12 protein-coding genes are annotated in these 18,663 nt (G+C 72.8%); 9 read left to right on the forward strand and 3 right to left on the reverse strand.

Translation table 11 applies throughout. The features are described 5' to 3' along the window. Positions 1–36: 36 nt before the first annotated feature. A complete protein-coding gene (locus OG490_RS01725) occupies positions 37–1,149 on the reverse strand; it encodes an ABC transporter substrate-binding protein (protein WP_330294477.1) in 1,113 nt (370 codons plus the stop codon). Between the two features lie 258 nt (positions 1,150–1,407). On the opposite strand from OG490_RS01725, the gene OG490_RS01730 reads away from it, so the two are divergent. From OG490_RS01730 to OG490_RS01760, 7 genes are all read left to right on the forward strand, one after another. Then, positions 1,408–1,818 (forward strand): hypothetical protein, encoded by a 411-nt coding sequence (locus tag OG490_RS01730; protein WP_330294478.1) that lies wholly within the window; start codon positions 1,408–1,410, stop codon positions 1,816–1,818. Between the two features lie 163 nt (positions 1,819–1,981). Then, positions 1,982–3,442, forward strand: a complete 1,461-nt coding sequence (locus tag OG490_RS01735) for a hypothetical protein (protein WP_330294479.1) — start codon at positions 1,982–1,984, stop codon at positions 3,440–3,442. A 68-nt stretch (positions 3,443–3,510) separates the two neighbouring features. Beyond that, entirely contained in the window at positions 3,511–4,773 is a 1,263-nt protein-coding gene (locus tag OG490_RS01740; RefSeq protein ID WP_330294480.1) for an AAA family ATPase, read from the forward strand. Further along, the gene (locus OG490_RS01745) at positions 4,773–6,128 is read left to right on the forward strand and encodes a vWA domain-containing protein (protein WP_330294481.1); all 1,356 of its coding nucleotides are present in this window, start codon (positions 4,773–4,775) and stop codon (positions 6,126–6,128) included. Before OG490_RS01740 ends, OG490_RS01745 begins: the two co-directional genes overlap by 1 nt. 58 nt (positions 6,129–6,186) lie before the next feature. Next, a complete protein-coding gene (locus tag OG490_RS01750; RefSeq protein WP_330294482.1) occupies positions 6,187–8,202 on the forward strand; it encodes a prolyl oligopeptidase family serine peptidase in 2,016 nt (671 codons plus the stop codon). A gap of 224 nt (positions 8,203–8,426) precedes the next feature. Beyond that, the gene (locus OG490_RS01755) at positions 8,427–8,771 is read left to right on the forward strand and encodes a hypothetical protein (protein WP_330294483.1); all 345 of its coding nucleotides are present in this window, start codon (positions 8,427–8,429) and stop codon (positions 8,769–8,771) included. Positions 8,772–9,096: 325 nt separating this feature from the next. Further along, on the forward strand, positions 9,097–10,224 hold the full coding sequence (locus tag OG490_RS01760; RefSeq protein ID WP_330294484.1) for a neocarzinostatin apoprotein domain-containing protein: 1,128 nt from the start codon (positions 9,097–9,099) through the stop codon (positions 10,222–10,224). Positions 10,225–10,261: 37 nt separating this feature from the next. Here the strand turns inward: OG490_RS01760 and OG490_RS01765 are convergent, their stop codons facing one another. Continuing rightward, positions 10,262–13,660 carry a molybdopterin-dependent oxidoreductase gene (locus tag OG490_RS01765; RefSeq protein ID WP_330294485.1) on the reverse strand — a complete coding sequence of 1,133 codons (3,399 nt, stop codon included), beginning with the start codon at positions 13,658–13,660 and terminating at the stop codon, positions 10,262–10,264. A gap of 442 nt (positions 13,661–14,102) precedes the next feature. On the opposite strand from OG490_RS01765, the gene OG490_RS01770 reads away from it, so the two are divergent. Both OG490_RS01770 and OG490_RS01775 read left to right on the forward strand, forming a co-directional pair. After that, positions 14,103–15,584: a L,D-transpeptidase gene (locus OG490_RS01770; RefSeq protein WP_330294486.1), complete on the forward strand. Its 1,482-nt coding sequence runs from the start codon at positions 14,103–14,105 to the stop codon at positions 15,582–15,584. 244 nt (positions 15,585–15,828) lie between these two features. Further along, positions 15,829–17,325 (forward strand): IMP dehydrogenase, encoded by a 1,497-nt coding sequence (locus tag OG490_RS01775; RefSeq protein WP_330294487.1) that lies wholly within the window; start codon positions 15,829–15,831, stop codon positions 17,323–17,325. 211 nt (positions 17,326–17,536) lie between these two features. On the opposite strand, the gene OG490_RS01780 is transcribed toward OG490_RS01775, so the two are convergent. Then, entirely contained in the window at positions 17,537–18,634 is a 1,098-nt protein-coding gene (locus OG490_RS01780) for an NDP-sugar synthase (RefSeq protein ID WP_330294488.1), read from the reverse strand. Between the last annotated feature and the right edge of the window lie 29 nt (positions 18,635–18,663).

The raw sequence follows: 18,663 nt of genomic DNA on the forward strand, positions 1-18,663 counted from the left end.
GCAGGGGCAGGGAGTCGGGTGGCCGGGCGGCGGGGCTCAGCCCGTGTGGAGGATCCGGAACTGCTCGGGGTGCGACGGGTCCCTGTCGACGACCTGGACCGGCGTCCACGCCCACTGCCACACGCTGATGCCCGGCGTGCGGGAGAACCGGATCTGCCCGCGAGTGCCTTCGACCTCGACGCTCGGCCAGGATCCGGCCGCGCCCGCCCGGTCCGTGCCGTGCGAACGCAGCAGGTCGGCGAGGACGGTGATCGTGTCGTAGCCCTCGAAGGCGACGAAGGAGGGCGCTTCGGTCAGCCGCTCGCGCAGGGCCGCCTCGACTCGTGCGCCGAGGGGGCCGAGGTGCTCGGGCAGATAGCGCAGGAACGGGATCGCGGCGCCGTCCTCGCCCAGCAGTTCCGCCCATTCGGCGAACTCCGGCTGCCCGGCCGGAGCGCCCATCATGATCTCGGCGAGGCGCGGGTCGCGGCGGACGGACCTGACGATCGGCACGGCCGGCTCCGGGAAGCCGGTCAGGAGGAGGAGGGCCGTCGCGCCGTTGTCGACGAGCGCGTCGCACACCTGCGCGGGCGACAGCTCGCTCGTGGCCAGCTCGATGACGGTGCCCCCGCGCGGAGCGAGGTGTTCCCGCAGGATCCGGGCCCCGGATGCCCAGTAGACGCTCGCATCGGCGACTACGGCGATGCGGCTGTGGCCCGCGCCGAGGAGGAAGTCCGCGTAGATCCGCCAGCCGTGGGACTGCGCCGGGGCGAGGCGCGCGACCCATTGCGTCGGCTCTTCGGTGAGGGCGTCGAGAACCGCCGACGAGCAGAGGAACGGCAGGCCGAGGGCGTCGGCCCGGGCGGCGGCGGCGCGGGCGACGACGCTGTGGTACTCCCCCGCCAGGGCGGCCACGCCCAGCGCGGCCAATTCGTCCACGGCCGCCGCGGCCTTCTGCGGATCGGCCGCGGTGTCCCGGACCAGCAGCTCGAGCGGTCTTCCGCCGATCCCGCCCGCCTCGTTGACTTCACTCACGGCCAACTCGAGTCCGGCGAGCAGGTGTTGGCCCGCCCCGACCCAGCCGGGCCGGGTCAGCGGTACGAGAGCGCCGATCCGGACGGACGACCCGTCAGTTCGCTCCGGTCCGGATGCCGACGGCGGTGTATTCATGGGGTGGTGCCTCCCGTAGTGATGACGTGGTGATGCGGCTGCGGCGTGCCCCGGATCGGAAATCGATCATGGGTGGCGCCGAGAGTAGCCGAGCCGGGAACGGTGGACTCCGGCACCCCGACACCCCGACCGACCGGGGTTCCCCTTGGCCGACCAGGAGTTTCTCTTGATCGAGCCGCCCGTCCGGGAAGGGCGCCGTTAGCATCGGAACGGTTCGAGCCGTGTGGGGGAATCCGTTCCTGACGGGAGTCCGACCTGATGGCCACACAACGCCGCATCGCCCGTTTCCTCGCCGCCGGCACCCTGTCCGCAGCCCTGCTGATCGGTGGCGGCCTCGCGACCGCGGCCGGCTCCACCGCCGCTGCGACACCGAGTCCGTCGGCCTCGAAGTCGGCCGCCGGGGAGATCAGCCTCAAGGCCACGCCGACGGAGGTGAAGGCCGGCGAGAAGGTCACCTTCACCGGCCGGACCAAGGGCCTGCCGATCGGCACGAAGGTGGTCCTGCAGCACAAGAACGGCTCCAAGTGGACCACCCTGCACGCCAACACCCTGATCAAGCAGGGCTCCAGCTTCTCCTTCGACAACACCTTCAAGAACAAGGGCAAGGAAGAGCTGCGCGTGATGGCCGGCGACTCGACCTCGCCCTCCGTGACCGTCACCGTCCGCTGACCGCTGACCGCAGACCGCAGACCGCTCCTGAAGCACTCGGCGGACCACGCCGGTCGCACGGCGAAAGGCCCTGGCAGGGCCGAAGGCCGGGCGTTACGATCACCGCGATGAACACCTACTCCGCAATGAGATCGGGGGTCCCGTCCACGCAAGGTGAGTGCTGATGCTCACTCAGACCGTGTACGAGGATTCCCGCCTTTCCTTCTGGCTGCGCGTGCGCGAGTTCGCCGTGCCGCCGGCCATGATCGGGGCTGCAACCGCCCGCCGCCTTGCCGGCGACTGGGCGGGGGCGTGCGCCGCCGCAGCCGTCGACATCGATTTCAATCTGCGTTTCGTCGCACGCGCACACGGCCGGGAACTGGCGGCCCGGCTCCGCGCCGATCTCCGCCACCTGGCTCCCGACCTGCTGCGCTGGCACATGCCGAGGATCGCTCCCGACGGATTGCTGCGCCCGGGTCTGACCATCACCCTGGCCCGGTACGAGGGCACGCGACGCGAAGGCGAACCGCCGGTGCACCTCGTCGCCCGGACTCCCCCGGCCTGGGCGGACGCCGGTCAGCGGATCAGCCTGGCGCTGTGGGACGGATCCCGCTCCCTCCACGAGACGGGCGCCGGCCACCATCCGCACGCCCGTCCCGACCGGCGGTTCCGCCTGGACCTGCACCGCCACCTGTGGGACGCGCGCAGGACCGATGAGCTCCGGATCCGGTCCGGGGCCGGTCCGGACCCCGATCCGCGCCCGGATCCCGACCCCGAGGGGCTGGTTCCGCCGGAGCTGCACTGTGCCGTCGGCCGGTGGGCGGCCGAGGCGGGGATCGTGCTCCGCGCCGAGGGACGCACCGGGGGACACACCCGGAGGCGACCCGAGGGACCGCCCGACGGACGGCCCGACGGACGGCCCGACGGGATCGTCACCGTACGGGTCGGGACCCGGCACCGGCTGGACCTGCACCTGGTCCCGGCCGGGGACGGCTCCGGGCCGCCGGAGCTGCGGATCACGGCCGCCGCCCCCGATGCCCGGGCCGCTCCGCTGCCGGTGCTGCCCGACGCGGCGACCTGGGTGCCGCCCGACCTGGAACTGCTCCGCAACGGGCTGATCCACGCCGAGCGGCTGCATCCGCTGGTCGCACGGGCCCTGGTCTCGGACCATGCACCGGCCGGCCCGGCGCCGGCCGGCGACCGGGCAGGGGTGCCGCACCTCGTGGAGTGCCGGGGCGCCGTGCACCGGATCGGGCTGGCCGACGGGGTTCTGGTGCCGCTGGACCACGATCCGGCCGAGATCCGGCGGGAGGAGCTGCTGGTCGCGCTGACCGGCACTCCGCTGCCCTGCCTCCAGGCCATCGACGCGGCCCACCGTCGTCCGGACTGCCTCACCGGCGTCCGCGAACGCCTCGCCCACGGCGACACCGCCGGTGCGCTGGCCGTCGTAGAAGGTCTGCTGGGCCCCGAGGCGGTGCTGCGCACCGGAGCCCTGCTGGACGAGTTGGCGGCGGCCGCGCAGCGGCGGATCGCGTACGGACTGTTCAGGGCGGGCCTCGCCGGACGGGGGCCCGACCGGCTGCCTCCGAGGTCTCCACGTCCCCGTGGCCTGCGCTCGCACCCCCGGCACACGACCGCCCGCTGACCGCCCTCCCTCCGCCCTTCCCTGTTTCCCCGGCTTCCGTGCCCTCCTCAGACCAAAGGTGATCAAGCATGCCCGAATTCAGTACGTCCGCCACGGCCGAAGCTCCCGACGCCACCTCCCCCTCCTCCCAACTCGACGTCGCCGGCGAGCTGCTGGCCCTGCTGCGCGACTCGACCACCGAACCCCGTGCCGACGACCAGTTGGAGGCCCTGACCCTGGCCGTCGCCGCCGACCTGCCCGTACTCCTGTGGGGCGAACCGGGCATCGGCAAGACCGCGGCGCTGACCCAGCTCGCCGCGTCCCTGGACCTCCCGCTGACCACGGTGATCGCCAGCGTCCACGAGCCGTCCGACTTCTCCGGCCTGCCCGTGGTCGGAGACGATCCCGCGGTGCAGGGGGTCCCGATGGCCCCGCCGGACTGGGCGGTCCGCCTGGTGCGGGCGGGCCGGGGGCTGCTGTTCCTGGACGAGCTGTCCACCGCACCGCCCGCCGTCCAGGCGGCCCTGCTCCGACTCGTCCTCGAACGCCGCGTCGGCTCCCTCCAACTGCCGCCCGGGGTACGGATCGTGGCCGCCGCCAACCCGAGGTCCTCGGCGGCCGACGGCTGGGAGCTGAGTCCGCCGCTGGCCAACCGGTTCGTCCACCTCCAGTGGATCCACGACCACGAGGTCGTCGTACGGGGCCTCGGCGGGACCTGGCCCCGGGCGACCCTGCCCCGCCTCGATCCCGGGAGGCTGCCGGGAGCCGTGGACTTCGCCCGGCGCGCGGTGTGCGGTCTCCTCTCCGCCCGCCCCGGGCTCGTACACCGGCTGCCCAGTGGCGAGGCCCGCCGGGGCGGACCCTGGCCGTCGCCCCGCAGCTGGGAGACGACCCTGCGCCTGATCGCCTTCGCGACGGCGGCCGGCTCCTCCCGGGACGTGCTGTCCCTGCTGGTCAGGGGCGCGGTCGGGGACGGCCCGGGGCTGGAGCTGCTGGCGAGCCTGGACCGGATGGACCTCCCCGATCCCGAGGCGCTGCTCGCCGACCCGGCGGGCGCCGACCTGCCCGAGCGCGGCGACCTGCGCCAGGCCGTGCTCGACGGGGTGGTCCAGGCGGTCCGCAACCGCCCCGAGAAGTCCCGCTGGGACGCGGCGTGGGCCCTGTTGGTCCGGGCACTGGAGACCGGGGCCCCCGACCTGGTGGTCGTCCCCGCGACCGCGCTCGCCGCGCTGCGCCGTGCGGACTGGGACGTTCCGGAGTCCATCGAACGGCTCGCCGGGGTGGTCACCCTGTCCCGGCGGGCGGACCGGGCGACGGCCCGGGTCATGGCGGCCTCCTCGCAGGCCGGCTGATGGCCCGCGACACGGCGGGGGCGGTGGACCCCGGCTCGGCGGGGGTACGGGACCGCGGCTCGGCGGGGGTACGGGACCGCGGCTCGGCCGGGGTACGGGACCGCCGCTCGGCCGGGACACCGGCCCCCGGCTCGGCGGGTTCGCTGGACCTCGACAAGCTCTTCGCCGCCCGGCTGCAGGCCGCCCGGGTCCGGCCCTACCTGGCGACGGCCCTGTTCGCCCTGAACACCGTGGAGTCCCGGCGGGTGCCGACGATGGCCGTCGACCGGCACTGGCGCTGCTACGTCTCGCCGGGGTTCGTGGACCGGACTCCGCTGGAGGAACTGGCCGGGGTCTGGGTGCACGAGGTCTCGCACCTGCTGCGCGACCACCACGGCCGCGGTGACCGGGTCGCGCGGGAGAAGGGGCTGACCGGCCCGGGGGAACGGCTGCGGATGAACATCGCGGCGGACTTCGAAATCAACGACGACGTGTACGGCGACGGGCTCGCCCGGCCCTCGGGAGCCATCGATCCGGGTGCGATCGGGCTGCCCCGGGGCCGTCTGATGGAGGACTACCTGGGGCTGTTCGGACTCGGGCCGCGCACCCAGCACATGGCCTGGCTCGACTGCGGGAGCGGCGCCGACGGCCTGGAGAGGGAGTGGGACCTGGGACCGGACGGCGCGAACGGTCTCAGCGAGCAGGAACGGGACGCCGTACGGTTCCGGGTGGCGCAGGGCATCACGGGCCGCCCCGGGAGCACCCCGCAGGGGTGGAAGCGGTGGGCCGAGGAGGCCTTCCATCCGCCGCAGCAGTGGCGGGAGTTGCTGGGCGCGGCGGTGCGTTCGGCCACCTCCGGCTCCGGCGCGGGCGAGGACTACAGCTACGGCCGGCCCTCGCGGCGCTCGGCCGGGCTGCCCGGCGTGGTCCTGCCGAGCCTGCGCCGCAGGCCGCCCCGGGTCTCCGTGATCATCGACACCTCCGCGTCGGTGAGCGACGCCGAGCTGGGCAGCGCGCTCCACGAGGTCGCCGCGATCTCCCGGGCCGTGGGCGGGCGCCGCGACCTGATCACCGTACTGCCGTGCGACGCGTCGGCCGAGATCGCGCATTCGCTGTGCCGTGCCGAGGGGATTCCGCTGATCGGTGGCGGCGGTACGGATCTGCGGACGGGTTTCGCGAAGGCGCTGCGTGCCCAGGCCAGGCCCGACGTCATCGTGATCCTGACCGACGGGCAGACGCCGTGGCCGAGCGCACGGCCGTCGTGCCGGACGGTGGTGGGGCTGTTCCCCCGGTCGCGCAGGTCGTGGAGCGAGGACGATCCCTCCTACGTGCCGGACGAGCCGCCCGCATGGGCGCGCGTGGTCGACATCGGCTGAGCTCCGGCAAGTACGGCGAACGCTCCCACCGGGTCCGTCCGCTCTGCACACTGGAGGAATGATCGATGGTGACCCGAACCTGTGGCTGGAAGACCTGCACGGCGAGGAAGCCCTCGCCTGGGTGCGGGAGCGAAATGCCGAGACCGCCGAGCGGCTCACGAAGGATCCTGGATTCCCGCCGCTGGCGGCCGAGTTGCGGGAGGTCCTGGACGACGAGGGACGGATCCCCTACGTCCGCCGGCGCGGGAAGTACCTCTACGACTTCCGGCAGGACGCCGCGCACGTCCGGGGCGTCTGGCGCCGGACGGTCCTCGAGGAGTACCGGCTCGAGCAGCCCGCCTGGGAGACCGTGCTGGACCTCGACGCCCTGGCCGCGCTGGAGGGCCGGGAGTGGGTCTGGGCGGGGGCCGAGGTACTGAACCCCGGGCACCGCCTGGCACTGGTGCGCCTCTCCCTCGGCGGGAAGGATGCCGTGACGGTGCGCGAGTTCGATCTGGAGGCCCTGCGGTTCGTCGAGGACGGCTTCCGGGTGGACGAGGCCAGGACCGAGATCGGCTGGATCGACGCCGATCACGTCTATGTCGGCCCCGACCTCGGTCCCGGCTCCCTCACCGTCTCCGGCTACCCGCGCACCGTACGGCGATGGCGGCGCGGCACCCCGCTCACGGAATCGGAGCCGGTCTTCGAGGCCGCGGCCGAAGACCTCTCCGTGGCGGGCTGGTTCGACCCGACGGAAGGGTACGGCCGTCATTTCGTGTCCGTGCAGAGGGACTTCTGGCGCTGCGAGCTGTTCCTCCTCACGGACGGAAACCGGCTGACGAAGGTGGACGTGCCGGACGACGCCGAGAAGTACGTCCACCGGCAGTGGCTGATGGTCGTTCCGAAGACCCCCTGGTCGGGCCATCCGGCGGGCTCCCTGCTGGCGTTCGACTTCGAGGCCTTCCTCGGCGGCAGTCGGGAAGCGGCCGCCGTGCTCTTCACTCCGGACGCGGCGACGGCGCTCGCGGGACACTCCTGGACCCGCAACCACCTGATCCTCAAGACCCTCCACCACGTCGCGACCCGCATCGAGGTCCTCACCCCCGAGGCCGAGGGGCCCTGGGCCCGCCGCCCGCTCGCGGAGGTTCCGCCGCTGGCCACCGCCACCCTCACCGGCACCGACCCCCACGAGAGCGACGAGTACTTCCTCGGCGTCTCCGGATTCCTCCAGCCTCCCACCCTGTTCCGGGGCGAGATCGGCGGGGAGACCGAGGCGGTCAAGCGGGCGTCCGCGCTCTTCGACACCGAAGGCCTGTCCGTACGGCAGCACTTCGCCACCTCCGCGGACGGCACCCGCGTCCCCTACTTCGTGGTCGGACCCGACCGGACCGAACCGGGACCGACCCTGCTCTACGGGTACGGGGGCTTCGAGATCACCTTGACCCCCGGGTACGACGCGGTCCGCGGTCGGGCCTGGCTGGCCCGCGGCGGCACCTACGTGGTCGCCGGGATCCGGGGCGGCGGGGAGTACGGCCCGGGCTGGCACCACGCGGCGCTCAAGGCCGAGCGGGAACGGGCCTTCGAGGACTTCGCCGCCGTCGCCCAGGACCTGGTGGACCGCAAGATCACCACCCCCGGCCGGCTCGGCATCGAAGGGCGCAGCAACGGCGGACTCCTCATGGGCGCGGTGACCGTCCGATACCCCCACCTTTTCGGGGCCGTGGTCATCGGCTTCCCGCTCCTGGACCTCCTGCGGTTCCACCTGCTGCTCGCGGGCGCCTCCTGGACCGCCGAGTACGGCGACCCCGAGGACCCGGCGGACCTCCCGCACCTCGAAGCCCTCTCCCCGTACCACGGCTTCCGCGCGGACCGGGCGTACCCGCCGATCCTCGTCATCACCGCGACCAGCGACGACCGCGTACACCCCGGGCACGCCCGCAAGGCGGCTGCCCGGCTGCGGGAACTCGGGCACCGGGTCCTCTTCCACGAGACCACCGCGGGCGGGCACGCCGGATCCACCGACAACGAACAGACCGCCCGGGTCGAAGCGCTGACCCACACGTTCCTGTGGCAGCACCTCGGGGGCGGGGCCTGACGGGGCCTGACCTGAGCCTGACCGGGGCCACCGAATCGGCGAATTGTGTGGGCCGATGGCCGGGCGCAAAGGTTAATACGTTTCCATCATGACAGGTCAGAGGCTGTTTTTGTAGGACGGAGGGCACATCCGATTTCCCTTGTTCAAGGCCCCGTTGAGATTTGAGAATCACCGTTATGAATTCCTCGGTGAACATCAATCACGACGCCGTACTCCGAGCCCGAGTGGCTCTTCTCGCATCGGGGACGCTGCCGGCCAAGGAGGAAGTCGCGGCCTACCGGGTGCTCGTCCACGTCAGTCCGCTCGCCTATCTGCCCCGACTCGTCGTGGCGCTCTGGGCCTACAGCCGTCAGGAGTTCTCGGACCAGCCCGAGAGGGTACTGGCCCTGCACGTCGAATCCGTCGTGGCGGCAAAGCAGTTGTACGCGATGGAACCGGAACGGGCCGGGCTGCTCGTCGAGTCGCTGATCGAGTACCGGAAGCAGTTGGTGCTCCTGGACCGCCCCGGGGAAGTCCGGGCGGTGGACGAGGAGATCGCCCTCGTCGCGCGGGCGGCGAGTCTCATGTGATCCGGTGATCCGGATCCGGTGGCGGTCCGAGCCCGTTGGCCGAATACGCGCCCTGGCCGGGGGCATCGCGTGGCGTGAGGATGCCCTCGGCCGGACGGGCGATCGGAAGGGCGGGGAGCCGATGGGGTCAGGGCACGAGGGGCTGCTGGGCAGGCGGGCCGGAGGGCTCGCGCGGGCAGCGGTCACACTGGCGCTGGCCTGCGCCGGGGTCGCGGTGGGACCAGTGGCGGCGGCGCGGGCGGCGGGGCCGGCACCTGCCGTATGCGGTGCGGATGACGGCGCGAAGGGGCTGGCGAGCCGGGCGGTGCCGGAGAGTCTGGTATCCGTGGACCGCGCCGACGGGCGCATCAGCCAGGTGCAGCTCTTCTACGACGCCACGGCCACGGGGGGCCTGCCCTTCGTCTGGCAGCGCGAGCAGGACGCGCCGGACACCGCGTACGGGCCGTGGCGGCGGGTGAGCGCGGTGCCGGTGGGTGAAGTGCCGGTGGGTGGGGCGCCCTCGCGTGACGTGCCGGTGGGTGAAGTGCTCGCGCGTGAGGAGACCGCAGGCGCGCGGCACCGTACCCTCGGCGCCGTCGAGAACGCGGCGGGCTCCCTGGAGGTGGGGTTCGCCGGCCGCGGCGCGTTCTGCCGTACGGTCCAGGGCGGCGGCACGGGCGGCGGCTGGAGCGTCCCGGCCGTGGGCCGGATCCAGCCGAATCCGGCGCAGCAGGTGCAGCAGGTGCAGCAGGTGGCCGCGGGAGCCGCGTCGAGTCCGCGGCTGGACGTCAGGCGGACCACCGGGCTGCTGGACGGGGACGTCGTCAAGTTCTCGATCGCGGGCGGCCCGGCCAAGGCGTACGTCTGGGTCAAGCAGTGCGCCCCCTCGACCACGGCAGCGACGGCGGCCACCTGTGACGATGCCACCGGCCGCCAGTTCCGGGTGTACCCGGACGGCACCTACGAGCTCTCGCCGAAGAAGCTGTACGCCCGGCTCGAGACACCGGCCGGGTCCTTCGACTGCCGGGCGGCCGCGGCGGGCCGGCCGTGCTCGCTGGCCCTCACCGACAACGACGGGGTCGTGCTCACCAGCGTCCCGCTGCGTTTCCGCCCGCACGGCGGCCCGGAGGCCCCGCCCACCCTGCGCGTGAGTCCGGACAGTGCGCTGGTGGACGGCCAGACGGTACGCGCGACGGGCGCGGGCTACGAGCCGCAGTACCACTCCCTGGTCATGGAGTGCGCCGCCGGCTCCACCGACACCCTCGGCTGCCGCCCCCGCAGCAGGCCGCCGGCGACCGATGACGGCGGACGGCTCGACGAGCAGGTCTTCCTGTCGGCGGCCTTCACCAGCATCGACGGCCGGGCCGTCGACTGCCGCGTGGCGGGCGGCTGCGAGCTGGTGGTGTTCGGCACCCGGGTCCGCGGCCCGGAGTGGGTCCGCCGGGCGCTGGAGTTCGCGCCGGCGGCCGGGTAGCCGGACAACCGGGTAGCAGGGCAGCAGGGCAGCAGGGTCAGGCGTCCAGGACGAGGTCGGCGGCCGGGACGGACTGGCAGGTCAGGCAGTTGTCCTCGGGGAGGTCCTCGGACGGGGTGACCAGGTGGGTGACGGCCCCGTCCAGGACCGGGAGGGCGCAGCTCTCGCACTGGCCGACCCGGCAGCCGCTGGGGAGTTCCACCTCGGCCTTCTCGGCGGCCGCCAGGAGGGTGCCGTCGCCCTTGCGCCAGGTGAGTTCCCTGCCGGAGCGGGCGAAGCGGACGGTGAACTCGGCGTCGTCGGGGACGGCGACCTCGCAGGTGGCCGCCTGGAACTTCTCGCTGAAGATCTCGAAGCGGGGTACCCCGCGTTCCTTCAGGGCGGTGGTGAGGGCGTCGATCATGGGCGGCGGGCCACAGAAGTAGAAGCGGGCGCGGCGCTCCACGAGCCCGGGGTCGATGTCGTCGACGGTGATGAATCCGGCCCGGTCGTAGTCCTGCCCGGCCAGGTCCGTCGGCAGTGGGTTCGCGTAGTGCGTGACGATGCGCAGGACGGGGATCCGCGCGGCGAGCTCGCGGATCCGGTCCCGGAAGGGGTGGTCGGCGGAGTTCGCGTTCCCGTAGTGCAGGACCACTTCCGGGACGGTTCCGCCGGTGGCCGCGAGGGTCTCCAGGTAGCTCATGAAGGGGGTGATCCCGATGCCGCCCGCCATCAGCACGACGGGGGCGTCGGTGTGGGTGGGGAGGGCGAACCCGCCGCCGGGGGTGGCCAGATGGAGCCGGTCGCCGACCTGCAGCCGCTGGTGGACGTACGTGGAGAAGGTTCCGTCGGGGACGTGGCGGACGGCGAGGTGGTACGCCCGGCGCTCCGGGTCGACGGCCGGTCCGGTCAGGGAGTAGCTGCGCCCGTCCGGCGCGTCCGTGACGGCGCCGGTCTCGTCCTCGGCGCGGACCGTCAGGTGCTGGCCGGGCCGGAAGTCGGGGAGGGATCCGCCGTCGGCGGGCACCAGGCGCAGGGTGCGCACGCCGTCGCCCTGGGGCTCGGCGGCGGTGACGGTGAAGGGGCGGGTGCCGGCCCAGGCGCCGTCCGTCGGCGCCGGGGTGATCTCGCACACCGAGGAGCGCAGCGGTACCGATCCGCTGACGGGGTCGGTGACGGTGTGGTCGATGAGGAGGTTGAAGTTGCTGCCCGCCCCGCTGACCGGGTCGGCGCCGGGCAGGGCCAGGTCGGGGGCGTCCTGCCACCAGCCGAACTCGGCCACCACGACGGCCGGATGGAGCGAGGCATCGAAGCGGGCCCGCATCCGGATGCTGCCGCGCGGGGTCGAGAGGTCGACCCACTGGCCCTCGGCGATGCCCCGGGCCCGGGCGGTCTCGGGGCTGATGTCCACGCCGGGTTCGGGTGAGCGGCGGCGCAGCGAGGTGATGCCGCGGTGCTGGCTGTGGACGAAGTAGCCGTTCTTCGCGCAGGAGAGCACCAGGGGGTGGTCCGGTCCCGGGGCGGCCGGTTCGCTGTGTTCGGGAACCGCCGGGTAGCCGTGCTCGGCCAGCCGCTCCGAGTACAGCTCGACGCGGCGGGTGGGAGTCGCGAAGCCCCGTACGGCCGCGTCGTTCCCGGTGGCTTGCGCGTACTTGCGGTGGCGGGCGGGCTGCGGGATCCGGATGCCGCCCTGTTCCTCGCGGAGCCGGTCGGTGGTCAGGCCCGTGGGTGCCAGCTGGTGGTTCCAGGCGGCTTCGATGTCCCCGTCGAAGAACTGCTCGCCGAATCCCAGGCGTTGGGCCAGGTCGAACACGATCTCCATGTCGGAGCGGGTGCCCTGCCGGGGCTCGACCATGCGGGGGCGCAGCTGCACGTGTTCGGCGGCGCGCTGGTCGACCTCGAAGCCGAAGCGCAGGGCTTCGTGTTCCCAGGCGCTGTTGACGGGCAGCACGATGTCGGCGGTGCTGCTGGTCGGGTTGTGGAACATGTCGATGTGGACCTGGAAGTCCAGGGCGGCCAGGGCGCGTGCGGTGTGGTCGGAACCGGGTTGTGAGACCACGAGGTTGGCGCCGAATCCGATCAACGCCCTTACCCGGTACGGGTCCGCGTGCTCGATCGCGCGCCGCAGGTCGCCGGTGTTGATCCAGCCCATGGCCTGCGGGCCCAGCGGGTGCTTGTCGAGTCCGAGGGCCTTGGCGCGCTGCCCGGGGTCGAACTGGCCGGGGTGGGAGGCGCCGTTGAAGGGCGGGCTGGTGAGCGGGACGTTGCCGCCGGGTGTGTCGTAGCTGCCGGTCAGCGCGTAGAGGGTGGACATGGCCCGGTCGATCTGGGTGGCGCCCGCGTGCTGGCCGACTCCGGTCCAGCCGTAGTACGCCACGCTGGAGGCTGCCGCGATCGTGTCGGCGAGGGCGCGGATCTCCCGTTCGGGGATCCAGGTGGTGCGGGCCGTGCGGTCGGCGGGCCAGGCCGCACAGGCGTCGGCGTAGTGCGCGAAGGCGGGGCGGCAGGCGACGCGCCCGTCCGGGGTGTCCACCTGGAACTCTCCGCGCAACGCGAACCGTTCGGGGTGCTCGGCCGCCCGCGCGGTGTCGTAGGGGGCGGGGGCGGCGGCGCTCTCGTCCCAGACGGCGAAGCCCTCGGCGTCCACGGCCGGGTCCAGTTCGGCGGCGCGCAGGAAGCGGCCGGTGTCCTCGCGGACGAGCAGTGGGCCGTTGGTCCAGGCCCGGACGAACTCCTCGTCGTACCGGCCCTGTTCGATGAGCAGGTTGGCCAGGCCCAGGGCAAGGGCGGCATCGGTTCCGGGGCGCACGCGGAGCCATTGGTCGGCGTCGAGGGCGCTGGTGGAGCGGCGGGGGTCGACGACGGCCAGCTTCATGCCGCGCGCATGGGCCCCGGCGATGGCGGCCGACTGCGCGAGCCAGGTCTTGGCGGGGTTGAAGCCCCACAGGACGGCCAGGTCTGCGTTGGCGTAGTCGGGTGGGGGCAGCGGGGCGCCGAAGGTGAAGACGTGGGCGCCGTCCTTGTGCCAGTTGCAGATCTCGGTGCTGTAGCAGGTGTTCGGGCTGCCGAAGTGGCGGATCAGGCGCTCGATCCACTCCAGGGAGTCGGCCAGTGCGGTGGCGGACGGCGAGGTCAGGGCGAAGGCGACGGCCTCGGGGCCGCTCTCGGCCGCGATCGAGGTCATCCGGGCGGCGATCTCGGCCATCGCCTCGTCCCAGCCGATCTCCTCCCAGCCGGGGTCCGGGTCCGTCTTGGGGCGGGTGCGGCGCAGCGGGGAGGTCAGTCGGCGGGTGCTGTGCGCGATCTCCGGGGCGGAGCGGCCCTTGGGGCACATCGCGGCGCCCGTCGGATGGTCGCCGTCGGGCCGTACGCCCGTGAGCCGGCCGTCCTCGATCGTGTACACCGCACCGCAGCGCGACTTGCAGAGCGTGCAGAAGCCACGCTTTCCCTCGATCATCCTGCGCACCCCTCGGGCTCGGGCTCCGCGGTTCCCGGTGAACCGGCGGCCGGTGTGTCCCGCGGATCCGGGGCGGGGAGCCCGGACGGGGACGGGAGACGGTGGGGGAACGCTCCGTCGCGTCCTCTCGCTCGGGTCCACTGGCCATCGAAACATCCCGGGTCCGGCGGCGGGGGCGGCGAAGGTCCCGACCTGGGGCGCCGTCCGCCCTCTCCGGGCCCGCCCTTTCCCGGCCCGGCCCCAGCCGGACCGCGTCGGGCTGTGCTCCGTACGAGTTCTCTTCGGTCCCCGTTCGGCCCCACCGGCCGAGCACATGATCATCAGTCTGCCCGGAAATCGTTTTGATGCTGTCATCCGGCCGTGGGCTATCTGGGAGGGCTGCGTGACGACGATGCCATCGACACACCGAGTACGACTGCGGAGACGGGGCAGGACCTGGAGCATGGCCGGGGTGGCGGCCGGGGCGCTGCTCGTGGTCGCCGCCGCGCCGCAGCCCGACGGCGGGAGCCGGGCGGACGCCGATCCCGCGGCTTCGGTGGAGCTGCTGGTCGGCCGGGTGCTGGACGAGGGTGCCCGGCGGTGTGCGGTGGAGACCATGCGTGCCGAGCTGTGCGGCGGGCTCGAACAGAAGCTGGTGCGGGCCACCGCGCGCGGGGCCGGTTCCGTGGTGCGCGATCCCTCTTCCCGGGGTGCGGCCCGAGCCGCCGCGCACACGGTCGTGCTGCCCACCGACGCCGCCGGCCCCCTCGACATCACCCTCGCCGGACCGGGTCTGCTCACGTACGTCACCGTCCACGACGGGCACGGGCGCTACGTGGGCGGTGCACTCGGCGCCCGGGGGCACCGCTGGTCCAACACCGAGCCGTTGCGGGCCGGCGAGACCTACACCGTCCGGGTCGGCGCCCAGGACCCGGCGGGTACGCCGGTGGGTGTGACCATGGCGTTCCGGACCGCTCCCCCGCCCGAGGACGGCAGGCTCACCGTCGAGTTCGGACCCAGGCCCGGTACGTACGGGGCGGGGCAGATCGTCACGGCCTCGCTCAGCCACCCGGTCCCCGCCTCCGACCCGGCCGCGCGGGCCAGGTTGGAGCGGGCCCTGCAGGTGACCTCGGAGCCGGCGGTCGAAGGGTCCTGGCACTGGGTCGACGAATCGACACTGCACTACCGGCCCCGTACGTACTGGCCCGCGCACGCCGTGGTGAACGCGGTCAGCGGGCTCGACGGGGTGGAGGTCGGCGAGCGGCAGTACGGCGGGCCCTCGGAGTCCCTGCGGTTCACCGTCGCGGACCGGATCGAGGCGATCACCGACGCCGCCGCCCACGAGATGACCGTACGGCGCAACGGCACGACCGTGCGGACGATCCCGGTGACCACCGGCAAGGCCGGATTCCTGACGCGCAGCGGCATCAAGGTCGTCCTGGGCAAGGAGCAGAAGGTCCGGATGCGCGGGGACACCGTGGGGATCAAGAAGGGCACGAGCGAGTTCTACGACCTGCCCGTCCTCTACGCGACCCGGGTGACCTGGAGCGGCGAGTACGTGCACGCCGCGCCCTGGTCGGTGGACGCGCAGGGCGAGGAGAACGTCAGCCACGGCTGTACGGGCATGAGCACGGCGGACGCGGCCTGGTTCTTCGACACCGTGCGGGAGGGCGACGTGGTGGAGGTGCGCAACAGCGGCGGCGAGCCGATGGCCCCCTTCGACAACGGCTTCGGCGACTGGAACCTGGACTGGGCGGCGTGGCAGGCGGGCAGCGCCCTGGGCGCCGCCGCGAAGTCCCCGCTCGCCGCGCACGCGGCGGCCGCCCCGGCGGGCTCCCCCGGTTCGGCCGTCCCGGCCGGCGCAACCGCACCGGGTACGTCGGGCGCATCGGGCACGCAGCTCGCGTCGGTGCACGGGCCGTCCCGGCTGCGGCCGCTGACCTGAGAGGGCACGCAATCACCTTGCCCCCGCCTGCTCTTCGCCGTGAAAGGGAGCCGATTCGTGTGGCAGCGGGGGCAGTCGATAGGGTGCACGATCAACCGCACCCGGTTCGACACGGGCTGGTCAGAGCTCTGCCGTAGTGCGCGGCACCTCAACGGCTGCCATGACGACACCTGCCTGCCCGGGACTTGGGGCGGTCTTCACGGCCGGGCGGACGGGACCCGGCCGACGGGGTCAGGAGAAACAAGTGGCACAGATCATCGCCGAGGTCTCAAGAACGTTCAACGAATTCCTGCTCCTGCCGAACCGAACCCGGACCGACTGCTCGTCCGCAACGGTCGACCTCTCCACGCCTCTGGTTCGGCACGTCGTGGGCGAGCGGTCGGCGATCGAACTCGGCTCCCCGTTCACCTCCGCGATCATGCAGGCCGTGAGCACGCCGGAACTCGCGATCGCCCTCGCCCGCAACGGCGGACTGAGCTTCCTGCACCACAACCAGTCGATCCACGACCAGGCCGCAGCCGTCCGTCAAGTGAAGAACTTCAAGGCCGGGTTCGTCACCAGCGACACCAACGTCCGCCCGGACGACAGCCTGAGCCACCTGGTCGCTGTCATGCGACGCACCGGTCACAGCACCGCCGCGGTCACCCACGACGGCACCGCCGCCGGCCGCCTGCTCGGCCTGGTGACCTCTCGCGACTTCCATCCCCAGCGCCACGACCTCGACGGGCCGGTGAGCGGTCGGATGACCGCCATCGCCGACCTACCGCACACGGGCGCCGACACCACGCTCTCCGAGGCCAACGCGCTGCTGTGGGACCAGCGGCTGGACTGCCTCCCGGTGCTGGACACCGAGGGTCATCTGCAATACCTGGTGTTCCGATCCGACTACGCGGACAACAAGCGCTTCCCGAACCAGGCCGTGGACAGCGCGAAGCGCCTGCGCGTGGGCGCGGGCATCAACACCCACGACTACCAGGAGCGCGTCCCCGCCCTGCTCGAGGCGGGCGCGGACGCACTGTGCTTCGACTCCTCCGACGGCTACAGCGACTGGCAGGCCCAGGCCCTGACCTGGGTGAAGAAGCACTACCCGGAGATCCCGGTCGGCGGCGGCAACGTGGTCGACGGCGAAGCGTTCACCTTCCTCGCCGAGGCCGGCGCGGACTTCGTCAAGGTGGGCGTGGGCGGCGGGTCCATCTGCATCACCCGCGACCAGAAGGGCATCGGCCGCGGCCAGGCCAGCGCCGTACTGGACGTGGCCGCGGCCCGGGACGCCTTCCGTGACCGCACCGGCGAGTACGTGCCGATCTGCTCCGACGGCGGACTGGTGCACGACTACCACGTGGCCCTGGCACTGGCGATGGGCGCCGACTTCGTCATGATGGGACGCTACTTCGCCCGCTTCGACCAGGCCGCCGGATCCAAGCTCCCCACCCGCGACGGCTTCGTGAAGGAGTACTGGGGCGAAGGCTCGAACCGGGCCCGCAACTGGCAGCGCTACGGCCAGGGCGGCCAGGGCCTGATCTTCGAGGAAGGCGTCGACGGCTACGTCCCCTACGCCGGCGACCTCAACGAGGGGCTTGCCCTGACCATCGCCAAACTCAGGACCACGATGGTGTCCTGTGGCTCCACCACTCTCGGGACGTTCCAGTCCACCGCCCGGCTGACCCTGGTCTCCGACCAGAGCTTCCAGGAGAGCCACGCCAACGTCACCCTGCGGGACACCCCGGCGACCATCGCCTGAGAGGCTGCAAAGAGCCAGGGACCACCGGCCGCAGGGGGATCCGGCCGGGACCGAGATGTGATCGCGGTCCCGGTCGCCGCTCCGGCCCGGTGGCCGACCGCCCGTACCGCCGACCGCTAGAACTGCCCGATTTCATCGGGCTCCGCGGAGGCCGCCGGCCCCGCACCTTCGTTTTCACAGCTTGAGTGCGGGGCCCTTTGGGGTGACGGCGTCAGGATGCGAGTACCGAGGGGGCCGCGGAGGCTCGTACGGCTTGGGCGGGCAGCCGTACGCCGCAGTCGATGCGCAACCCAGCTGTCAGCTCGTTGTCGGGGCCGATGGTGGCGGTGTCGCCGATCACTGTCGACTGGAGGGTGGTGCCGGCCCCCACAGCGGCGTTGGCCCCCACCACTGAGCCGCTGACCCGCGCCCGCTCGGCGATCCGGGCGGCGGGCAGGACGATGCTGCCGTCGACGATGGCGCCCGCCTCTACGACGGCGCCCTCGCAGACCACCGTTCCCCCGGTGAGGACGGCCTGCGGGTGCACAGTCGCCCCGGGCAGGACAATCGCTTCGCCGACCGGGCCGGGCAGCGCGGGCGAGGAGACCAGACCCCGGACGAGGTCGGCGGAACCGCGGACGTATGCCTGGGGGGTACCCAGGTCCAGCCAGTAGCTGCCGTCGACGAACCCGCGGACCAGGGCCCCGGAGTCGAGCAGACCGGGGAAAGTCTCCCGTTCCACGGACACCTCCCGGCCGACCGGGATGCTGTTGATGACGGAGCGAGTGAAGACGTAGCAGCCGGCGTTGATCTGGTCGGTGACGATCTCCGCCTTGGTCTGGGGCTTCTCCTTGAACGCCTGTACCCGGCCGTCTCCGTCCGTCGGCACCAGGCCGAAGGCGCGGGGGTCCAGAACCCGGGTCAGGTGCAGGGTCACGGCCGCCCCCGCCCGGGTATGGGCCTCGCGCAGGGCTGTCAGGTCCACGCCGGAGAGGATGTCGCCATTGAAGACGAAGACCGGGTCGTCCGGGCCGCAGGTGAGAAGAGAGGCGGCGTTGCGGATCGCCCCGCCTGTGCCGAGCGGCACCGGTTCGGTGGCGTACACCAGCTCCAAACCGAGCGTGGAGCCGTCGCCGTACTCCGCCTCGAAGAGCTCTGCGAGATAGGAGGTCGCCAGCACGAGCCGGGTGACCCCCGCCTCGGCGGCGCGCGCCAGTTGGTGGGTCAGGAAGGGAACGCCTGCCACCCTCAGGAGCGGTTTGGGCGTGTGGGTGGTCAGCGGCCGCAGCCGGGTCCCTTTGCCGCCCACGAGAAGGATCGCTTCGGTCATGAGTGACCCTTTCGATGTGTCTGTGTCGG

The sequence above is a fragment of the Streptomyces sp. NBC_00503 genome, from assembly GCF_036346895.1.
Taxonomy (GTDB): Bacteria; Actinomycetota; Actinomycetes; order Streptomycetales; family Streptomycetaceae; genus Streptomyces.